Origin of the sequence: Vibrio sp. 10N.222.55.B11, assembly GCF_041473705.1 — a bacterium.
GTDB lineage: Bacteria > Pseudomonadota > Gammaproteobacteria > Enterobacterales > Vibrionaceae > Vibrio > Vibrio crassostreae_C.
Genome location: NZ_JBFRST010000008.1, coordinates 107,358 through 126,428 on the forward strand (window position 1 = coordinate 107,358; position 19,071 = coordinate 126,428).

General features: G+C 45.0%; 19 protein-coding genes. 15 read left to right on the forward strand and 4 right to left on the reverse strand.

Features of this window, described 5'->3' with window-relative positions; genetic code table 11:
• The 13 genes from AB4503_RS04710 to AB4503_RS04770 all read left to right on the forward strand — a co-directional run.
• A partial coding sequence (locus tag AB4503_RS04710; RefSeq protein WP_136974976.1) for a chemotaxis protein CheW occupies positions 1–925 on the forward strand: 925 nt, incomplete at its 5' end.
• A 72-nt stretch (positions 926–997) separates the two neighbouring features.
• On the forward strand, positions 998–1,492 hold the full coding sequence (locus AB4503_RS04715) for a chemotaxis protein CheW (RefSeq protein WP_017064109.1): 495 nt from the start codon (positions 998–1,000) through the stop codon (positions 1,490–1,492).
• Positions 1,492–2,004, forward strand: a complete 513-nt coding sequence (locus AB4503_RS04720; RefSeq protein WP_017060660.1) for a DUF2802 domain-containing protein — start codon at positions 1,492–1,494, stop codon at positions 2,002–2,004. The genes AB4503_RS04715 and AB4503_RS04720 overlap by 1 nt, the downstream gene beginning before the upstream one ends.
• A 279-nt stretch (positions 2,005–2,283) precedes the next feature.
• Positions 2,284–2,901 (forward strand): cytochrome c biogenesis heme-transporting ATPase CcmA, encoded by a 618-nt coding sequence (gene ccmA / locus AB4503_RS04725; RefSeq protein ID WP_017060659.1) that lies wholly within the window; start codon positions 2,284–2,286, stop codon positions 2,899–2,901.
• Position 2,902: 1 nt separating this feature from the next.
• Complete coding sequence (gene ccmB / locus AB4503_RS04730; RefSeq protein ID WP_017060658.1) at positions 2,903–3,571, forward strand: heme exporter protein CcmB; 669 nt, start codon at positions 2,903–2,905, stop codon at positions 3,569–3,571.
• 148 nt (positions 3,572–3,719) lie between these two features.
• Complete coding sequence (locus AB4503_RS04735; protein ID WP_017064107.1) at positions 3,720–4,460, forward strand: heme ABC transporter permease; 741 nt, start codon at positions 3,720–3,722, stop codon at positions 4,458–4,460.
• A gap of 14 nt (positions 4,461–4,474) precedes the next feature.
• Positions 4,475–4,681 (forward strand): heme exporter protein CcmD, encoded by a 207-nt coding sequence (gene ccmD / locus AB4503_RS04740; RefSeq protein WP_009848525.1) that lies wholly within the window; start codon positions 4,475–4,477, stop codon positions 4,679–4,681.
• Positions 4,678–5,160 carry a cytochrome c maturation protein CcmE gene (gene ccmE / locus AB4503_RS04745; protein ID WP_017060655.1) on the forward strand — a complete coding sequence of 161 codons (483 nt, stop codon included), beginning with the start codon at positions 4,678–4,680 and terminating at the stop codon, positions 5,158–5,160. The genes ccmD and ccmE overlap by 4 nt, the downstream gene beginning before the upstream one ends.
• Positions 5,157–7,127: a heme lyase CcmF/NrfE family subunit gene (locus tag AB4503_RS04750; RefSeq protein ID WP_371721000.1), complete on the forward strand. Its 1,971-nt coding sequence runs from the start codon at positions 5,157–5,159 to the stop codon at positions 7,125–7,127. The genes ccmE and AB4503_RS04750 overlap by 4 nt, the downstream gene beginning before the upstream one ends.
• A 5-nt stretch (positions 7,128–7,132) precedes the next feature.
• Positions 7,133–7,684: a DsbE family thiol:disulfide interchange protein gene (locus AB4503_RS04755; RefSeq protein WP_017060653.1), complete on the forward strand. Its 552-nt coding sequence runs from the start codon at positions 7,133–7,135 to the stop codon at positions 7,682–7,684.
• Positions 7,681–8,172, forward strand: coding sequence for a cytochrome c-type biogenesis protein (locus tag AB4503_RS04760; protein ID WP_017066364.1), 492 nt, complete (start codon positions 7,681–7,683; stop codon positions 8,170–8,172). The genes AB4503_RS04755 and AB4503_RS04760 overlap by 4 nt, the downstream gene beginning before the upstream one ends.
• Positions 8,172–9,392 (forward strand): c-type cytochrome biogenesis protein CcmI, encoded by a 1,221-nt coding sequence (gene ccmI, locus AB4503_RS04765; protein WP_017064103.1) that lies wholly within the window; start codon positions 8,172–8,174, stop codon positions 9,390–9,392. Before AB4503_RS04760 ends, ccmI begins: the two co-directional genes overlap by 1 nt.
• A 124-nt stretch (positions 9,393–9,516) precedes the next feature.
• Positions 9,517–10,302 carry a VacJ family lipoprotein gene (locus AB4503_RS04770; protein ID WP_017064102.1) on the forward strand — a complete coding sequence of 262 codons (786 nt, stop codon included), beginning with the start codon at positions 9,517–9,519 and terminating at the stop codon, positions 10,300–10,302.
• Between the two features lie 89 nt (positions 10,303–10,391).
• Here AB4503_RS04770 and AB4503_RS04775 read toward each other — a convergent pair whose 3' ends face one another.
• The 4 genes from AB4503_RS04775 to AB4503_RS04790 all read right to left on the reverse strand — a co-directional run bounded on the left by AB4503_RS04775 (position 10,392) and on the right by AB4503_RS04790 (position 14,849).
• Positions 10,392–11,696 (reverse strand): outer membrane protein transport protein, encoded by a 1,305-nt coding sequence (locus AB4503_RS04775; protein ID WP_372113795.1) that lies wholly within the window; start codon positions 11,694–11,696, stop codon positions 10,392–10,394.
• 296 nt (positions 11,697–11,992) lie between these two features.
• The gene (locus tag AB4503_RS04780) at positions 11,993–13,255 is read right to left on the reverse strand and encodes an outer membrane protein transport protein (protein WP_102320197.1); all 1,263 of its coding nucleotides are present in this window, start codon (positions 13,253–13,255) and stop codon (positions 11,993–11,995) included.
• 297 nt (positions 13,256–13,552) lie between these two features.
• Complete coding sequence (locus AB4503_RS04785; RefSeq protein WP_017060647.1) at positions 13,553–14,281, reverse strand: DUF3379 domain-containing protein; 729 nt, start codon at positions 14,279–14,281, stop codon at positions 13,553–13,555.
• Positions 14,274–14,849: a sigma-70 family RNA polymerase sigma factor gene (locus AB4503_RS04790; RefSeq protein WP_080582228.1), complete on the reverse strand. Its 576-nt coding sequence runs from the start codon at positions 14,847–14,849 to the stop codon at positions 14,274–14,276. The genes AB4503_RS04785 and AB4503_RS04790 overlap by 8 nt, the downstream gene beginning before the upstream one ends.
• Positions 14,850–15,374: 525 nt before the next feature.
• Between AB4503_RS04790 and fadI the strand changes: the two genes are divergently transcribed.
• Positions 15,375–16,682: an acetyl-CoA C-acyltransferase FadI gene (fadI, locus tag AB4503_RS04795; RefSeq protein ID WP_372113797.1), complete on the forward strand. Its 1,308-nt coding sequence runs from the start codon at positions 15,375–15,377 to the stop codon at positions 16,680–16,682.
• Positions 16,682–18,898, forward strand: coding sequence for a fatty acid oxidation complex subunit alpha FadJ (gene fadJ / locus AB4503_RS04800; RefSeq protein ID WP_102332825.1), 2,217 nt, complete (start codon positions 16,682–16,684; stop codon positions 18,896–18,898). The genes fadI and fadJ overlap by 1 nt, the downstream gene beginning before the upstream one ends.
• The last annotated feature ends 173 nt before the right edge of the window (positions 18,899–19,071 follow it).

Consider the following 19,071-nt stretch of genomic DNA (forward strand, 5'->3'; position numbering starts at 1 on the left):
GCCAGAGCCAGAGCCAGAGCGCCAATTTTCGAGTCACCACTCTAGCTACGCAGAAATACGCGCGGCTGAGTTTGAGGTTCCTAACCTTGAAGATGTTCAGAAACTACTCAGCCGTTTAGAGGCGACCAATGTTGTTGATGAACTGAACCTTGATGAGTTGATGGATCAGAACACCCAGAAAATCGCCCAGCAAGCAGACATGCAAATGTTTGATGCCGCGGTTGAGTCTGTTCAAGTGTTCGAAGAGCCAGAGATTCAGGATTGGAATCTTCCAGAACCCGATTTATCAATTGTTTTAGAGCCACCTGTTGAATCGCAGCAAATTGAAGAGTTACAAGCTGAATCGTTGGAGACGGAACAAGTAGAAGTTAAGGCTGTTGAGCCTGAACTTGACGTTCCTGATCCCGAGACAGTTATTGAACCCGAAACTCAAGCAGGAGGTGCTGACCAGTTTACCTCTTGGGAAAGTACGGTTCGCAAAGAAGACTTTCAAGTCTTGTATTTTGATGTAAACGGCGTGACCTTTGCGGTGCCACTTGATGAGCTTGGCGGCATCCATCGCCTTGAAGAGTTAAGTCATATCATTGGTAAGCCAGCTTGGTATTTGGGTTTACAAACCAACCGTGATAGTCAGCTAGATGTGGTCGACACCGCAAAATGGGTGATGTCTGAGAAACTATCAGGTGACGAATACAAAGAAAACTATCAATATATAGTGATGCTTGGAGAGAGCTTGTGGGGCCTGGCGGGCACAGAGCTCAAAGGCACCGAGCTACTTAATACAGACAAAGTACGTTGGCGAGAAATGGCAGGGAAACGCCCATGGCTCGCTGGTATGGTAAAAGAAAAAATGTGTGCTTTGATTCATGTTGAAGCATTAATCGCCATGCTAAACGCAGGGCTAGATGTAAAAGCATTAAGCTAGTAATAAGCATTGGGCTAACAATAAGCATCAAGTTAATAATAGTGGTCGGTAACGACGGCAAGAGGATTATCTATGTCTCATATGAGTGAAGTTGAAGTAAGAAAAGAGCAAACGAATGATGAAGTACTTCAATGGGTGACTTTCCAGCTAGAAGAAGAAACTTACGGCATCAACGTAATGCAAGTACGTGAAGTACTACGTTACAGCGAAATTGCTCCAGTACCGGGTGCTCCAGATTACGTTCTAGGTATTATTAACCTACGTGGTAACGTTGTTACTGTTATCGACACTCGTTCTCGCTTTGGTTTGATGCAAGGTGAAATCACAGACAACACTCGTATCATCGTTATTGAATCTGAGCGTCAAGTAATTGGCATTCTAGTAGATAGCGTTGCTGAAGTGGTTTACCTGCGTTCTTCTGAAATCGACACAACGCCAAGTGTTGGTACTGATGAAAGTGCTAAGTTCATCCAAGGTGTAAGTAACCGAGATGGCAAGCTACTTATCTTAGTAGATCTAAACAAACTACTAAGCGAAGACGAATGGGATGAGATGGCTCACCTGTAATGTTTGAAGCGCTTCCTTTAAGCCCTGTCGCTCTGATATCAGGCGTTGGGGTTTTTACGTTATTTATCCTGATTTTGATTAGCAAAGTAAAACGTGCGATTCAAAAGCAGCTCGATCAGTCACGCCTGCAAGTTCGTAACTTGGACAAAGAGCTTCAAAAATCGAGTAAGCAATTACTTGAGGTTCGCTCTGTTGTGGTTGGCCTTGGCCAGAAAGTGACTGAACAACAAGATCTTATCAAACATTTGAATGAACGTATTGTTGAGCTGGAACATGCGGATACCGATGGACGTTTGTACACACGTGCAACGAAAATGGTTCAGCTTGGCGCTGGGATTAACGAGTTAATTGAAGAATGTGAATTACCCAAAGCAGAAGCTGAGCTGATGATGTCTCTGCAGAACAAGCTTGCTGGTAAAGAGAAAATTCCTTCATTACGAAGCGACCCTTCATCGTACGATCAGCAACCCGATGCCTCTCGCGATCGCAGAGACCCGCCTCGACGTCGTTAAATTGAGCGCTTAATTCGTATTGAGCAATTGATGTTTATTACGTATTCCTCTTTAAAAGAAGCTTCGGCTTCTTTTTTTATGCCTGTCCGATCTATATAGAACGATGTTTATAAGTGCTTGTATCTACGACAATATCTTGTTTGTTGATGAAAATGTGTAAATTGTGATGAGGTGGTAACAGTTTCTTACCGACTTTGTTCTATCGAAAACGCCTAGTCCTGTTTTGTCACCATGTTGGTGTGCTACTATAGCGCTCTCATTACTCGACTAAATTTACCTATGCTAGAAGTCTCAAATTTAACTGCTATTCGTGACGACAGGATTCTGTTTGAATCGTTGTCTTTTCAATTGAAACCAGGTGAGCTGGTTCAAGTTGAAGGTCGTAACGGTACCGGGAAAACGACACTCCTTAGGATTATTACTGGCTTAGGCGATCGCGATGACGGCACTATCTCTTGGGACGGTGAGTCTATTGAATCGAGTCGAGATGTTTATCATCAAAATTTACTTTTTCTTGGTCACCAAACAGGCGTAAAGCGCGAGCTTAGTGCTTATGAGAATCTGAGCTTTTATCAGTCGATTCACAGTGGCGGTACCAGCAAAGAAGAGCTTTATCACGCGCTGGCTCAAGTCGGGCTTGCGGGCAGAGAAGACGTACCTGCGGGGCAACTTTCAGCAGGCCAACAACGCCGAGTTGCGTTGGCTCGCCTTTGGTTGAGCAAGCAAATGTTGTGGATTCTTGATGAGCCGCTGACTGCCATTGATAAGCAGGGCGTGAAAGTTCTCGAATCTCTTTTTTCTCAGCATGCAGACAACGGTGGCATTGTGTTGTTAACCACACACCAAGATATGTTTGCTGATAGCCCGAAACTAAGAAAAATAAAGTTGGGTGAGTAATATGATCTCTTCAATGACCACGATTATCCGACGCGAACTGCTTATCGCGTTTCGACGTCAAGCGGATATCTTTAACCCTTTGTGGTTCTTCATCATTGTTATCACGCTTTTCCCTTTGAGTATTGGCCCAGAGCCAAACCTACTTGCGCGTATTGCTGCGGGTATTGTTTGGGTGGCCGCTTTGCTCTCTGCATTGCTCTCTTTAGAGCGTCTTTTCCGTGATGATTTTCAAGATGGCGCCCTTGAACAGATGATGCTGATGCCAATCCCGTTGCAGTTGGTAGTATTGTCCAAAGTCATAGCACACTGGTTGTTGACCGGGTTACCATTGATTTTAATCAGCCCATTATTGGCTGTTTTGTTGTCTTTAGATTTTGATACATGGCTCTCAGTTGTGTTGACCTTGCTGGTAGGAACACCCGCATTGAGTTTTATTGGTGCGATTGGTGTTGCGTTAACCGTTGGGTTACAGAAGGGCGGAGTCCTGTTAAGCCTGTTAATCTTGCCGCTTTACATCCCCATTTTGATTTTCGCGACGTCAGCGATTGACGCTGCGGCTTTGGGCGTTGCGTACAACGGCCAATTGGCGGTGCTTGGGGCAATGTTAATGGGTGCGATGACTATGACGCCTTTTGCGATCAGTGCCGCACTTAGAGTGAGTGTGAACTGATTGGGGTTCCGTTATCGTATAGCCAATGTGAACCAAATGTGACGATTGGACTCATAGAGTCAATAAAACTGAAAGCAAGACAAATAAAATTATTATAATTATAGCTTTAATAGCTGTAAGCAATATGAAGTAAGAGTGAGATTACAACATGTGGAAATGGCTCCATCCCTATGCCAAAGCAGAAACCTCTTATCAGCTTGCTGGTAAACTTTTGCCATGGTTTTCGATCCTAGCGCTATTGTGTCTATCCGTCGGTACCGTGTGGGGGCTTGCATTTGCGCCTTCTGATTACCAACAAGGCGATAGCTTCCGTATCATCTACATCCATGTACCGTCTGCAATCTGGTCTATGGGCGTTTACATGTCGATGGCGATTGCTGCCTTTATCGGTTTGGTATGGCAGGTAAGGCTATCAGACATGGCCGCACTGGCGATGGCACCGATTGGTGCTGTGTTTACCTTCATTGCGTTACTAACCGGCGCTGTTTGGGGTAAACCAATGTGGGGCGCCTGGTGGGTTTGGGATGCGCGTTTAACCTCAGAGCTGATTCTTCTATTCCTATACTTGGGTGTGATTGCACTACACCACGCTTTTGACGACCAAAAAACAGCAGCAAAAGCGGCGGGTATCTTGGCTATCGTTGGTGTCATCAACCTACCTATCATTCACTTTTCAGTAGAGTGGTGGAACACACTTCACCAAGGCGCGACGATCACTAAGTTCGACAAGCCTTCTATTTCAAGTGACATGTTATGGCCGCTTCTTCTTAACATCTTCGGCTTCGCCTTTTTCTTTGGTGCTGTGACTATGGTTCGTTTCCGTAACGAAATCATCAGTAAAGAGAGTCACCGTCCATGGGTTCGCAAGCTTGCGGCTGAAAAAGCGTAGTAGGGTAGGTAATTATGTATTTTGAATCTTTGAGTGATTTCTTTGCCATGGGAGGCTATGCCTCCTATGTATGGAGTGCATTTGGAATCACATTTCTCGCGATGATCATTTTACTGGTCGTAAGCGTTCGTCGTGGTAAGCAATTACTAAATGAAGTACAAGCTAAGATTGATCGTCAGGCTCGTATCGATGCAGCAAAAAATATGGAGAACACTCTATGAACCCAAGACGTAAAAAGAGGCTGGGCATTGTCTTAGCGATCTTTTTTGGTATCAGTGCGACTGTTGGATTGATGGTTTACGCACTTAACCAGAACATGGATCTGTTCTACACACCAACTGAGCTGGTCAACGGCAAAGATGGTAAAAAACCTGAAGTTGGTCAACGCCTACGTATTGGTGGCATGGTCGTAGTCGGCTCTGTAAGCCGTGACAATGAATCACTACGTGTAAGCTTTGATTTGGCGGATGTAGGCCCTAAAGTAACGATTCTATACGATGGCATCCTTCCTGATCTTTTCCGTGAAGGCCAAGGTATTGTTGCTCAGGGTGTGCTTAAAAATGCAACGACAATCGAAGCGTTTGAGGTGTTGGCAAAGCACGATGAAGAGTACATGCCTTCTGAAGTTGCGGAAGCAATGAAGAAAACCCATGAGCCTTTGCAATACACGACTGAACAAAAAGAAGGAAATGCTCAATGATAGCCGAGATCGGCCATTTTGCGATGATCCTGTCCTTGGGACTTGCATTGCTGCTAAGTGTGCTCCCATTGTATGGAGCCGCTCGAAATAACACATTATTGATGAACAGCGCACGACCGTTGTCGTGGGGTATGTTCGGATTCTTAGCGATTTCGTTCTTTATCTTGTGTTACGCGTTCTACACCAATGATTTTACGATTCAATACGTAGCAAGTAACTCGAATAGCCAACTGCCTTGGTACTACCGAATTACGGCGGTTTGGGGCGCGCACGAAGGTTCATTACTGCTTTGGGTTCTCATCCAAGCGGGTTGGACTGTAGCAGTAGCGACATTCAGTCGTGGTATGCCTCAAGAGTCTGTGGCTCGCGTTTTGGCTATCATGGGTCTGATTACTGTCGGCTTCTTGCTGTTCATTATCGTGACGTCTAACCCGTTCTTACGTACATTGCCTTTCTTCCCTGTTGATGGCCGTGACCTGAACCCACTACTGCAAGATCCGGGTTTGATTATTCACCCGCCAATGCTTTACATGGGTTATGTAGGTTTCTCTGTTGCGTTCTCTTTCGCAATCGCTTCTCTAATGAGTGGTCGTCTTGATACGGCATGGGCTCGTTGGTCGCGTCCTTGGACAATCGCAGCTTGGTTATTCCTAACGGTAGGTATCGCACTAGGTTCATGGTGGGCTTACTACGAACTTGGCTGGGGTGGCTGGTGGTTCTGGGATCCAGTAGAAAACGCTTCATTCATGCCTTGGTTGGCTGGTACTGCTCTAATGCACTCACTAGCGGTAACTGAAAAGCGTGGCACATTTAAAGCTTGGACAGTACTGCTGGCTATCTCTGCATTCTCGCTAAGCTTACTGGGGACATTCTTAGTTCGTTCGGGCATCTTGGTATCGGTTCACGCATTCGCGTCAGATCCTGCTCGTGGTATGTTTATTCTAGGTTTCCTAGTCTTTGTTATCGGTGGTTCACTGCTGTTGTTTGCTATTAAAGGCGCATCGGTTCGTGTTCGCGGTAACTTCGATCTGGTTTCTCGTGAAAACGCACTGCTTGGTAACAACATCTTACTGATTGCAGCGCTTGTCGTTGTGTTAGTAGGTACGCTACTGCCATTAGTTCACAAACAGTTAGGCTTGGGCTCGGTATCTATCGGTGCACCATTCTTTGATATGTTGTTCTTCTGGTTAATGATCCCGTTCTCGTTCCTGCTTGGTATCGGTCCTCTGATCCGATGGAAACGTGACAACCTGTCTAAGCTTGTTAAACCAATGCTGATTTCAGGTGCATTCTCACTTGGCTTGAGTGCGCTAATGGTTGCTCTACTGGCTGACCGCTTCAGTGGTACTGCGTTTGCTGGTTGGGTAATGGCGTTCTGGATCATCTTCATGCACGGCTTTGAGCTGCATGAGCGTGCGACTCACCGTCATACATTCTTGAAAGGTCTAACTAAGCTACCTCGTAGCCACTGGGCAATGATGTGTGGTCACATAGGTTTAGCCGTGACAGTGATTGGTATCGCGATGGTGCAAAACTACAGCATCGAACGTGATGTACGTCTGGCGCCAGGTGAAAGCTACCAGCTTGAAGAATACAGCTTCCTGTTTACAGGGGTTCGTGACAAAGATGGTCCTAACTACGATGGTTACATTGCTGACTTTGAAATTACTAAAGAAGGCAAATACATCAACACGCTTCACGCTGAAAAACGTTTCTACACCACAGCTAAGTCTATGATGACAGAAGCAGCGATTGACCGTGGCGTAACGCGCGACCTTTACATTGCAATGGGTGAACGTTTAGACGACAACAAATCTTGGGCTGTACGTATCTACTACAAACCATTTGTACGTTGGATCTGGGCAGGTTCTTTGATTATGTCGATTGGTGGCGCTATTGCTATCAGTGACCGTCGTTACCGTTTCCGTAAGCCAACCAAAAAGTCGGCTGAAGAGCAGGAGGCTTAATTCGAATGAACAAGAAGATTTTATTCATTCCATTGATTGCGTTCATGGTTCTAGCTGGAATCTTTGCAACGCAATTAATGCGCAACCAGTCGGGCGATGACCCAACTAAGCTAGAATCCGTATTGATTGGTAAGCCTGTTCCTGAGTTTGGTCTAGAAGACTTAGAACAACCAGGTAAGTTTCATGATCAAGCGATCTTTAAAGGCGAGCCACTGCTTCTTAACGTGTGGGCGACTTGGTGTCCTACTTGTTATGCAGAGCACTCTTACCTGAACAAGCTTGCGGATCAAGGCGTTAAGATCATTGGTCTTAACTACAAAGATGATCGCAACAAAGCGGTTGGTTGGCTAAAAGAGTTGGGTAACCCGTACCTAATTAGCCTGTTTGATGGTAATGGCATGCTAGGCCTTGACCTTGGCGTGTATGGCGCGCCTGAAACTTTCCTAATCGATGCTAACGGCGTAGTTCGCTACCGCCATGTTGGTGACGTGAACCCAACCAACTGGGCATCGACGCTTGAGCCGATGTATCAAGAGTTGTTGGAGGAATCGAAATGATTAGAAAGGCACTGATTACTCTATTCGCTACGTTCGCAATTTCAGCGACTGTTTCTGCTGCGCCTATCGAGTTCCATGAATTTGATACCGTAGATCAAGAACAGCAGTTTAAAGAGTTGAGTAATACGCTACGTTGCCCTAAATGTCAGAACAACACGATTGGTGATTCGAATGCTGAGCTAGCGGTCGACTTACGTCAAAAAGTGTACGAGATGACAAAAGACGGTAAGTCGAAGCAAGATATCATTGATTACATGATTGCTCGCTACGGTAACTTTGTGACTTACAATCCACCACTGACACTAGCAACATCGATCCTTTGGATTGGTCCGTTTGCGGTGGTTGTGTTTGGATTTGGCTTGATCATTTTGCGAAGCAGAAAGTCAAAATCGAAAGCGGCAGTAGAGTCAGATAAAGACTGGGATGCAGACAAAGAAGCTCGCTTAAAAGCGTTACTCGATGAAGAGAACGACGGAGATAAGAAGTAATGACTCTATTTTGGATTTCTACCATTATCCTTTCGCTAGCGGCAATTTTCTTAATTGTTCTGCCTTTCATTAACAAGAAGGCAAACAATGACGAAATGCTTCGCGACGAGTTGAATAAAGCGTTCTATAAAGACCGTCTTGTCGAGTTAGAAGTAGAAGCAGAGGAAGGTCTTGTTGATAACCAACAAGAACTGATCGATGATTTGAAACAGTCTCTGCTTGATGATGTTCCTGCACAAGAAGAGATGAAGAAGACTCAAATCTCTACGCTTGGTGTGGTTGTACCGTCGATCATCCTTGTCGTCGTTGTGACTTATGGTATGTACTTTAAGTTCGGTGCGTTGGACAAAGTTCAACACTGGCAAGAAGTGAGCTCGAACCTTCCTGAATTGTCTAAAAAGCTAATGTCATCGGAAGGTGGTGCACTAACGGATGATGAGTTGGAAGATTTGACTCTAGCGCTTCGTACTCGTCTGCATTACCAACCAAAAGATTCAACAGGTTGGTTGCTACTCGGTCGTATTGCACTGGCTAACCGCGACGCTGAAACAGCAAAAGATTCTATGGAACGAGCTTACAAGCTTGAACCTAAGAATGAAGATGTTCAGTTAGGTTTCGCACAAGCACTGATGCTTTCTCCTGATGAAGCTGATCAAAACCAAGCTCGTTTGATTTTGAGCCGTTTGATTCAAAACGATTACGTTGACCTTCGTGTGTTCTCACTGCTTGCGTTTGATGCGTTTGAGCGTCAAGACTACCCAGGTGCGGTGAAGTACTGGAGCATCATGCAGCAGATGATTGGTCCACAAGACAGTCGCTATGAAATGCTTTCGCGCAGTATTGAAAGTGCTCAGAAGAAAATGGGCGACAATATGGGTGTCGACCAAGGTAAGACTGTTGCTGTAACGCTCGATCTATCTGCAGACGTGAATGCTGACCCTAACTCAGTGTTAATTGTTTCAGTACACAGAGCAGATGGTTCTCCAATGCCTATCGCAGCCGCTCGTTACCCACTAGGGACTTTCCCTCGTACTGTTGTTCTAGATGACGGCAACAGCATGCTGGAAGGACAAGAGCTGTCTAGCCTTGAAACTCTGATGGTTAGAGCTAGGCTTGATACAGACGGCAACGTTTCAACTCGCGAAGGCGATTGGTACGGTGAAAGTGAAGTGGTTGAACTGGGTGCTCCAGTTACCATTGATATCAATAAGCAATATTAATCATCACTTTGCATAGGTGTTAGCTATTCCGATTTGCAGATAAACGGTATAGACTTAGCCAAACAATTGAGGCCAGCGATTGCTGGCCTTTTTTATTATTTGAATTCCTTATGGAAAAGGTGATATGTCTGTCAGTGTTTTAAGACTCTCGAGTTTACTTTTTATCGCAAGCTTAACGGTTGGGTGTTCAAGTGCGCCGGACGAAAGTGTTGACGATGATAACCTCGAAACCTCTGAATACGTCGAAGAGTCCCACCCGAATGATCCTTTTGAAGGCTTCAACCGAGCGATGTGGGATATCAACTACGAATATCTAGATCCTTATTTAGTTCGCCCTGTTTCCCTCGCTTATGTTGACTACACCCCTGTGCCAGTACGTTCTGGTATATCCAATTTTCTAGCCAACTTAGACGAACCATCAAGCATGGTGAATAACCTTATTATGGGCAATGGTGAAAAAGCACTCGACCATTTCAATCGTTTTTGGATTAACTCAACGATTGGTTTGTTAGGCTTAATCGATATTGCCAGCGAAGCGGGGATCACCAAATACGATGATAAGTCGTTCTCTGATGCGATTGGTCATTACGGGGTAGGGAATGGTCCCTACTTCATGGTGCCGGGTTATGGCCCAATAACAACGCGTGAAGTAACTGAAACCGTTGATGGTATGTATGTGCCTCTGTCGTTCTTGAACTTCTGGGCTAGCTTAGGAAAGTGGGCATTCGAAGGCATGGAAACTCGTGCTCAGTTAGTGTCACAAGAAGCGCTGTTGGATGACTCGCCAGATCCATATGCGTTAACGCGAGATGTTTATATTCAACGTCGTGACTTTAAAGCCGAGATCGAGCCTGAAGAGGTCGACCTTGAAGAAGAAGATTTGATCGATGGTTATCTAGAAGATTACTAGAAACATGATTTAGAAAATCGATAAAAGAAAGGCTCGATGTTGATGCAACATCGAGCCTTTTTAATGCTTTCTACTTTTAGGGAGGTAGATTAGAAGCGGTAGTTCGCTTGGATACCTACTAGCCAGATGCTACCTGTTACTTCACCTTCGAAGTCACCACCAAATGGTGCAGAACTTGCGTCATCTTCAACCATTTTTGCGTCTTTAGCTAGAATGTAAGTGAAGCCAGCATCTAGAGTTAGTTGCTCAGACCATTGATATCCAGCACCAATGCTTAACCAAGTGCGGTCTGTTTCTGGGATCGTTGCCGTACGGTGCTCATCGCTTACCGCTGAAGTATCGTATGCGATACCAGAGCGTAGAGCTAACTTAGGCGTCATTTGGTAAGTAGTACCAAGAGCAAAGCGGTAGTTATCTTCCCAGTTCTCTTGCTTGATATCTTGAGTTCGAGCAGGACCGAATTCAGGGATGTCAGCTACTAGTTCTTTAAAGCTGCTCCAGTTAGTCCAGTTAACGCTCGCATGTACAGCGACCTTATCTGATAGTTGATGGAAGCTTGCTAGCTCGGCGGTAGCTGGCAATGCAAGTTGCATTGAGCCGTTATATTTTGACTTCACAGGAGTACCTAAAGCGCCAGCAACAGCATCAAAAGCGACACCATTTGCGTGGCCTTCAAGCGTTAGGTCTACTTCTGACTTGTAGGTAAAACCAAGGCGGTTGTTTTCATTGATCTGCCAAGCGGTACCAACTTGCCAGCCCCACGCTGTGTCATCACCTTCCATGTATTTTAAAGCTGTACCTTGAGGCATAGGAACTAGAGAGTTAACTGTAGATACCGCTCCAAAGCTACCTTCAGCCATGATGTAACGAATACCACCACCAATAGATACGCTTTCAAGTACTTGGTAAGCCGCGTTTAGGTTTAGCTCCATCGTAGTAACACTTGCTTCGTTACCGTGGTTTGCGCCACCAAAGTCTTTACCTAGGTCTGTTTCCATACCGTAGTTAGTGCCAGCAGCAAAGCCTAATGCGAACTTGTCGTTGTACTTATGAGAAACATAAAAGTTTGGGATTACTGCACTGTGCGCAAAATCGCTAGAATTTGACGAAGTAGATTGTCCCATCATGGACGTAGAAGTACCGTCGATATCGATGTTAGGGTCAACATAGATAGCACCAACAGAAACCTGAGTACCTTCTAGGTAAGTCAGCATGGCAGGGTTACGCCATTGTGCGTCTGCACCGTCTGCCATTGCTGCTTCACCAGCGTATGCGCGGCCTAGGCCTGTTGCCGAGTATTCTGCTAGTTGAAAACCTGCCGCGTGAGTTACGGTAGAAGTCGAAAGTAGTCCAACTGCCACAGCAGCAGATAGAAGAGTCTTATTCATTTTCATTATTATGTTCGCTGAATCATAAGTATTTAGTAGCGTGATTCTACTTTTAGAGTCATTACTTTAAAAATGAAATTCGAATAAAACAGTGTTTTAGGGATTTAATGAGTAAATGTGTTTAATTATTAGAGAAATAATCTAAATGTTTCGGCTGTGTTGCGAAGTTTGAGCGTACACTTGTAGTCATATATTGGTCTTGCAGGCTACAGCTGTAAGCTTAAATTGATGCGGGTCAGTGACTTAGGCAATAAAAAAGGGTCGCATAATGCGACCCTTTGAGGTTTATAACCTAGCTTTTATTAGAAGCTACGGCTGTACTGTAGACCCATTAGGATTGCATCTGCACGAGTTGTTGCTGAAATTGACGAAACAACAGAAGTTGATTCATTAACTTTAACATCGTCGCCCATTAAGTATGTGAAACCAAAGTCTACGTTTGACGCTTCGTTGATGTGGTATGTGAAACCAGCTGAGAACCATTGGCGATCTGAATCTGGAACTGAAACTGAAGTGACTTCATCTTGTGCACTTGTGTCATACATGTAGCCGGCACGAAGTGTCCAATCGCGATTCATGTAATATGTACCACCTAGAGAGTAGTGCATACCATTCTGCCATTCGTAATTGTTTAGAACACCTGCTTTGTCTGCTTCTAGCTTGTCAAATGAGCTCCAACCAATCCATTGCACTGAGTAATGAACTGCGAATTTAGTATCTTCAATCTTGTGGAAACCAGAGAACTCAACCATATCAGGTAGAGGCATATGAAGGGTATCATCTTTATATTCAGTGCCTTGGTAGCTGATATCGCCTTCAGCTTCAAGTTTCGGAGAGTAGTGGTAAGCCAAACCAAAACGGTTATTTTCATTTAACTCGAAAACAGTACCAAGGTTAAAGCCCACAGCCCAACCATCCGCTTCAGCATCAAGAACTGTTTGACCTGCTTGTGGCAAGCCTGGGATTGGCGGAGTATTAACTTCCGAGCTCATTGTTCGTTTCAGTTCGCCTTTACCGTAAATAAGGTCAAGGCCTGCACCAAAGCTCCACTGTTTGTTTAGACGGTATGAACCAGCTAAACCAAAGTTAACACTTTTTACATCTGTTAGGCCGCCGTATTCACCACCCACATAGCTATCGCTGAATTCAGTTTTTGTACCGAAGTTAGAATAAGCATTTACACCCCATGCAAATTTATCATTTACTGGAACGATTAGATGAATGTTTGGTGCAATCGAAGTATCGCCAGCATCGTCATAGTCAGCATTGCTAGAATTACCGCCCATGAAGCCTGTGTAAGTAGCATCCTTGACTTCAATCATAGAAGTGATGCTTTCAAAACCAAGAGATAGTTCAGTTTTGTCAAACAGTGCCATTGCCGCAGGGTTACGTGCCATTACTGACGCGTTATCTGCGATTACTGCATCACCAGCGAAAGCACGGCCGATGCCGGTAGCTGATTGTGCGTTAAGTTGGAAACCTGCTGCCATCGCTTGCGAAGACGCCAGTGTAATTGTTACTGCTAAAAGAGACTTTTTAAACAGACGCGTGTTGTTGGTAGTCATTCATTTATTCCTTTATATATCCGCCTCTACAGGGCGATTAATTTGAGCAATTGCTCAATGGTGGCTGATCCTATTCGCAAGTATACGATATACAAATCCGACCATTGGGAATTTTGAGTGGAAAATTATGGAAATGACGCCTATCTGGCACGAAAATGGTGTGAAATGCTGTTTTTTAGAGTTTTAACTCTAGAAGTATTGGTGGTGTGAATGGTTCTGTGGTTTATTTATAAATAAAGCCCAGCAATATCAGTAATATAATTGCTGGGCCTTTTGTGACGGGGCTTTAAGAGCGAATTAGCTCATTGGTTTGATCATTTTTGTCAGCTTTTCGGCGATTTTGGAAACATCCTCACCATTTTCACCCACAAGGATTAAGCTGCTGCCATCTACGGGTGTTACCGAGCCGGACATGCCTTTTTCATCAAAATCGATAGGTTTGTCTGTTGGAATACCGGTTAAAAACAGTGTTACTTTGCCTTTTGCGCCTTGGAAGACCATATGTACTGCGTTGGATTTACCAAAGCCACAGTGGTTTAGGTAATAAACATGGTAAGGGAAAGCGTCATCAAACTGAAAAGCAAATGGGTTCATTTTTGCGTTGATCTGCTGCGATGTAACCTGTTCATCGATGCTACTAACAAAGCTCTTCTCATCAACAACATGCTTCATCGCTGTATCAACTAAACTAGCTTGCGCAGGTGAAACGAATGCATTTCCCCAATTCACTTGGCCAACTAATAAACCTGCAACGAATGCTACTGAGGCGGCCATTGCCATTGCTCGTCTCGCAAACGTTGGCCTTACTACTTTGCTTTCTTCGCTTGAGGTCTGATTGAAAAGAATACGATCAGCAAGATCGTCTGGCACATCCACATTCATCGCAGAGTGGATCTGTTTATCAAGCGCTAGTACATCGTCTAAGAAGTTACTATTGGCTTCGCTGTTCGCGGTCGCATCAACAATATCTTGTGTACGTTGTTTAGGTTCCGACAATACACGACGACGAAATTCCAAATCATCCATTATGTTGCCCCCTCTCTGCCTCTTCTGTATCCAACAGCTCTTTCAACTGATTTCGAGCTCTGAATAAACGTGTCATCACCGTGTTTTTGTTGAGATCGAGAATATCGGCAATCTCATCACCACTAAAACCACCAATCACTTGCAAGAAGAGAGGTTCACGGTAATCAATTTCAAGTTTCATGATCTGGGCTTGCAACCACTGATGCTGATGGTGCGGGTCATCACTGACACTAGCATCGTTACCATGATCGTCGATATCAACCAGATCAAACTGTTTGCGTTCAAAACGTCGAGCGTTCTCGCGTCTCAAGATGGTAATCAGCCAAGATTTGGCGGCTTTTTCATCTTGAAGGCTATCGAGTGACTTCCATGCACGAAGGCAAGTTTCTTGAACTAAGTCTTCGGCAATGCTTTTGTCTTTGCATAACCAATAGGCGTAGCGAAAGAGGTCACGATGATAGGCGCGCACAAGTGCTTCGTATTTTCTTTGTTTGTCCATATCAGAGTTGACCGGACGCTTGGCTGTTTTCTTTCCAAACATTTTTATTATTGACACACGAGCCTCCATAATTGCTCTGCGTATAGCTGTCCTCTATACGTTGTGCTTCGTTTTTATATTTTTAGAGCTAGCGATCGGCAGGAAATCGTAAAATCACATTAAAATTGATCTACTTCAAAATCTAAGGCCTCGAACTCGTTATAGTACACCTTGTCGTCTAGTTAGTCATTCGTGGCTAGCATGTTGAGCAAGACGACACTTCCTTTTGAAGGCTGACTTTACTTTCTCCTAATCAGGAAACTGATTATTTCAATTGGCGCTAAGTTAATTGCTTTATATACATTCCGACCACACAGCTTTGTGTGGTTTTTTTTTGCCTCAAGAAAACCATTCCCTACACAGCGATAACAGTCTTTGCTTACAATAGTTTAGTCTCTTACGACAACCTTTCCCCCAAAAAGGTTCGCCTGAATGCGCAGTTATATTTTCAAACAGTGAGATACTCGTATCACGTTTATTTAAACGCTCGTTTGATTTAATTAACAACTTCTTTACAATGCTTCAGGTCAGACCTCTTAACTTTAAGGAGAAACCATGGGCAAACAGGAAGTCAAAACGCGTTCTGGAGAACGTGTTGCCGTTGTCGCTGGATTACGAACCCCATTTGCTCGTCAGAGCACAGAATTTAGCCAAGTGCCTGCGGTTGACCTAGGCAAAATGGTTGTGAGCGAAATGCTTGCAAGAACGGATGTCGATCCTGCGCTTATCGAACAAGTTGTGTTCGGCCAAGTAGTGCAAATGCCAGAAGCGCCGAACATTGCGCGTGAAATCGTGTTGGGCACAGGCATGAACATCAATACCGATGCCTACAGTGTCACACGAGCATGTGCGACCAGCTTCCAAGCGGCGGTTAACGTGACCGAAAGCATTATGGCTGGCACGATTGATATCGGTATTGCGGGCGGTGCGGACTCTTCTTCTGTATTGCCTATCGGTGTTTCGAAAAAGTTAGCGGCAAATCTATTAGCGCTGAGTAAAACGAAAACTATGGGTCAAAAGCTGAAAATTCTTAAAACACTTTCCGTAAAAGATTTGATGCCAGTACCACCTGCAGTTGCTGAATACTCGACCGGTTTATCCATGGGACAAACGGCTGAGCAAATGGCTAAGACGCATGGTATTACTCGCGAAGCTCAAGATGCACTTGCTCACCGTTCTCACTCTTTGGCTTCTCAGGCATGGAAAGAAGGCAAGATTAAAGACGAAGTGATGACGGCATTCCCGGCACCTTACAAAAAGTATCTAGCGGAAGACAACAACATTCGCCACGACTCAACGGTTGAAGGATACGCCAAGCTACGTCCTGCTTTTGATAGAAAGTACGGCAGTGTAACGGCAGCCAATGCTACGCCACTGACTGATGGCGGTGCAGCAGTGATGTTGATGCGCGAAGGTAAAGCGAAAGAACTAGGCTTAGAAGTGCTTGGTTATATTCGTGGTTATGCGTTCTCAGCGATTGGTGTTGAAACAGATATGTTGATGGGCCCGACTTACGCGACCTCACAAGTATTAAAGAAGACCGGTTTAGAGTTGTCAGACCTTACACTGATCGAGATGCATGAAGCATTCGCTGCCCAAGTTTTGGCTAACGTTAAAATGTTCGCGAGCGATGAGTTTGCACAGAAGAATCTTGGCCGCGACAAAGCGATCGGTGAGATTGATATGGAGAAGTTCAACGTGCTGGGTAGCTCGATTGCTTACGGACATCCGTTTGCAGCGACTGGCGCGCGCATGATGACTCAAACATTACGTGAACTGAAACGTCGCGGTGGCGGCTTGGCATTGAACACAGCGTGTGCGGCTGGTGGTTTAGGTGCAGCAATGATCTTGGAGGTAGAATAATGTCTACGACTCTTGATGCAACAACAGAAAAAGAAACAGTCGCTCAACCAGATTCAACCTCTGCGACTGAATCAACCAAAAAGAAAGCGACAGCATTTACTCTCAATATCGATGAGCAAGATATTGCTTGGTTAGCGATTGATGTACCAAACGAGAAAATGAACACGCTGCAAGCGGCTTTTGCTGAAGAAATGAAAGCCATCTTCGAGCAACTCAAAGAAAAGCAAAGCCGAGTTAAGGGCCTAATCGTTCATTCTCTTAAGCCAGATAACTTTATCGCTGGTGCTGATGTAAGAATGCTTGATGCGTGTAAAACGGCTGACGAAGCACAGTCTCTGGCTCGCCAAGGGCAGGAGATGTTCCAAACGCTTTCTGAACTACCGTACCCAGTAGTCGCAGCGATTCACGGCCCATGTTTAGGTGGTGGTTTAGAGCTTGCACTGGCGTGTGATTACCGTGTATGTACCGATTCAGATAAGACTCGCGTTGGTCTGCCAGAAGTACAGTTAGGTCTGTTACCAGGCTCTGGCGGTACACAGCGTCTACCTCGCCTTATTGGTTTGCTGCCATCTCTTGACCTAATCCTTACGGGTAAGCAACTGCGCGCTAAGAAAGCGAAATCGCTCGGTGTTGTCGATGCTTGTGTGCCTGAAACTATCCTGCTTGAAGTCGCTAAAAGCTTTGTTGAAAAGAATACGGGCAGTAAAAAAGGTAAGCGCCTTGCGTCGAAAAGCCAAGCGTCGACCAAAGAAAAGCTGATTTCACGTAACGGCCTTGGTCGTAAAGTGATTTTTGAACAAGCTTCTAAGAAGACCAATCAGAAAACACGCGGCAATTACCCAGCAGCGGATGCGATTTTAGACGTGATTCGTTATGGCCTTGAGAACGGCTTTGATAAAGGTCTTCAGTATGAAGCGAAGCGTTTCTCAGAACTGGTTATGACTTCAGAGTCTAAAGCCCTTCGTTCGATTTTCTTTGCAACCACGGAAATGAAAAAAGAACACGGCGCAGACGCAGAACCCAAAGCGGTTAAGCGTGTTGGTGTGCTAGGCGGTGGTCTTATGGGCGCAGGCATCAGCCATGTCAGTGTTGCTAAGGCGAAAGTGCCTGTACGCATTAAAGACGTATCAAATGAAGGTGTACTGAACGCGCTTAACTACAACTTCAAGTTGTTCGATAAGCAGCGTAAGCGTCGCATTCTGAGCCGAGCGGGCCTTGAAAGTAAGATGCTTCAACTGTCTGGTGGTATCGACTTTACGAGCTTTAATCACACCGATGTGGTGATTGAAGCGGTATTTGAAGACCTCGACCTTAAGCAGTCAATGGTTGCGGACATCGAAGCCAATGCCAAGCCAGAGACTATTTTCGCGACGAATACGTCTTCATTGCCGATCCATAAGATTGCGGAGAAGGCGCAGCGACCAGAAAACGTGGTCGGTCTTCACTACTTCAGCCCAGCCGAAAAAATGCCGCTAGTAGAAGTTATCCCTCATGAAACTACGTCAGAAGAGACGATTTCTACGGTTGTTGCATTAGCGAAGAAGCAAGGTAAAACGCCGATTGTTGTGAAAGACACGGCTGGTTTTTATGTGAACCGTATTCTTGCTCCGTACATGAACGAAGCAGCGCATTTACTGCTAGCGAACGAGCCGATTGAAAAGCTCGACAGCACGTTATTGGACTTCGGTTTCCCGGTTGGTCCTATCACTTTATTAGATGAGGTGGGTGTTGATATCGGTGCGAAGATCATTCCGATTTTAGTGAATGAGCTTGGCGATCGTTTCCAAGGTCCTGATGTGTTCGATATTCTTTTGAATGACAATCGTAAAGGCCGCAAGAGTGGTAAAGGTTTCTACACTTACAAAGGCAAGAAGAAGGAAGTGGATAAGTCAGTTTACAAGCTGCTTAAGCTGCAACCAGATCCTAAGTTGAGCGATAACGATATCGCGATGCGCTGTGTGTTACCTATGCTAAACGAAGCGGTTCGTTGTCTAGACGACGGCATTATCCGCAGCCCTCGTGATGGTGATATCGGTGCGATTTTCGGTATCGGTTTCCCGCCATTCCTAGGTGGTCCGTTCCGTTATATGGATCAAATCGGCATTAAGTCACTGGTTGAGATGATGAACGATTTCGCTAAGAAGTACGGTGATCGTTTCGCGCCATGTGATGGCCTACTGACACGTGCTGGATTGGGTGAGTCTTTCTACAAGTAACTCTCTAACTCATTGATTAAGAAGCCCGTATCAAGCAATTGATGCGGGCTTTTCTGTTTTATGAACGAGTGTGAAAGGAATGAGATTCCCGACTCAGTCGTTCCTCCTTCTCGGGAATGATGATTGAGAGATAAAAAGTAAGTTATTGCGTTGATTAGAAAGGTGGTCAAACA

Bases quoted from the DNA above. Each gene is read 5' to 3' on its own strand.
- AB4503_RS04715 (WP_017064109.1), top strand. From the start codon at position 998: ATGTCTCATATGAGTGAAGTTGAAGTAAGAAAAGAGCAAACGAATGAT.
- AB4503_RS04720 (WP_017060660.1), top strand. From the start codon at position 1,492: ATGTTTGAAGCGCTTCCTTTAAGCCCTGTCGCTCTGATATCAGGCGTT.
- ccmA (WP_017060659.1), top strand. From the start codon at position 2,284: ATGCTAGAAGTCTCAAATTTAACTGCTATTCGTGACGACAGGATTCTG.
- ccmB (WP_017060658.1), top strand. From the start codon at position 2,903: ATGATCTCTTCAATGACCACGATTATCCGACGCGAACTGCTTATCGCG.
- AB4503_RS04735 (WP_017064107.1), top strand. From the start codon at position 3,720: ATGTGGAAATGGCTCCATCCCTATGCCAAAGCAGAAACCTCTTATCAG.
- ccmD (WP_009848525.1), top strand. From the start codon at position 4,475: ATGTATTTTGAATCTTTGAGTGATTTCTTTGCCATGGGAGGCTATGCC.
- ccmE (WP_017060655.1), top strand. From the start codon at position 4,678: ATGAACCCAAGACGTAAAAAGAGGCTGGGCATTGTCTTAGCGATCTTT.
- AB4503_RS04750 (WP_371721000.1), top strand. From the start codon at position 5,157: ATGATAGCCGAGATCGGCCATTTTGCGATGATCCTGTCCTTGGGACTT.
- AB4503_RS04755 (WP_017060653.1), top strand. From the start codon at position 7,133: ATGAACAAGAAGATTTTATTCATTCCATTGATTGCGTTCATGGTTCTA.
- AB4503_RS04760 (WP_017066364.1), top strand. From the start codon at position 7,681: ATGATTAGAAAGGCACTGATTACTCTATTCGCTACGTTCGCAATTTCA.
- ccmI (WP_017064103.1), top strand. From the start codon at position 8,172: ATGACTCTATTTTGGATTTCTACCATTATCCTTTCGCTAGCGGCAATT.
- AB4503_RS04770 (WP_017064102.1), top strand. From the start codon at position 9,517: ATGTCTGTCAGTGTTTTAAGACTCTCGAGTTTACTTTTTATCGCAAGC.
- AB4503_RS04775 (WP_372113795.1), bottom strand. From the start codon at position 11,696: ATGAAAATGAATAAGACTCTTCTATCTGCTGCTGTGGCAGTTGGACTA.
- AB4503_RS04780 (WP_102320197.1), bottom strand. From the start codon at position 13,255: ATGACTACCAACAACACGCGTCTGTTTAAAAAGTCTCTTTTAGCAGTA.
- AB4503_RS04785 (WP_017060647.1), bottom strand. From the start codon at position 14,281: ATGGATGATTTGGAATTTCGTCGTCGTGTATTGTCGGAACCTAAACAA.
- AB4503_RS04790 (WP_080582228.1), bottom strand. From the start codon at position 14,849: ATGGAGGCTCGTGTGTCAATAATAAAAATGTTTGGAAAGAAAACAGCC.
- fadI (WP_372113797.1), top strand. From the start codon at position 15,375: ATGGGCAAACAGGAAGTCAAAACGCGTTCTGGAGAACGTGTTGCCGTT.
- fadJ (WP_102332825.1), top strand. From the start codon at position 16,682: ATGTCTACGACTCTTGATGCAACAACAGAAAAAGAAACAGTCGCTCAA.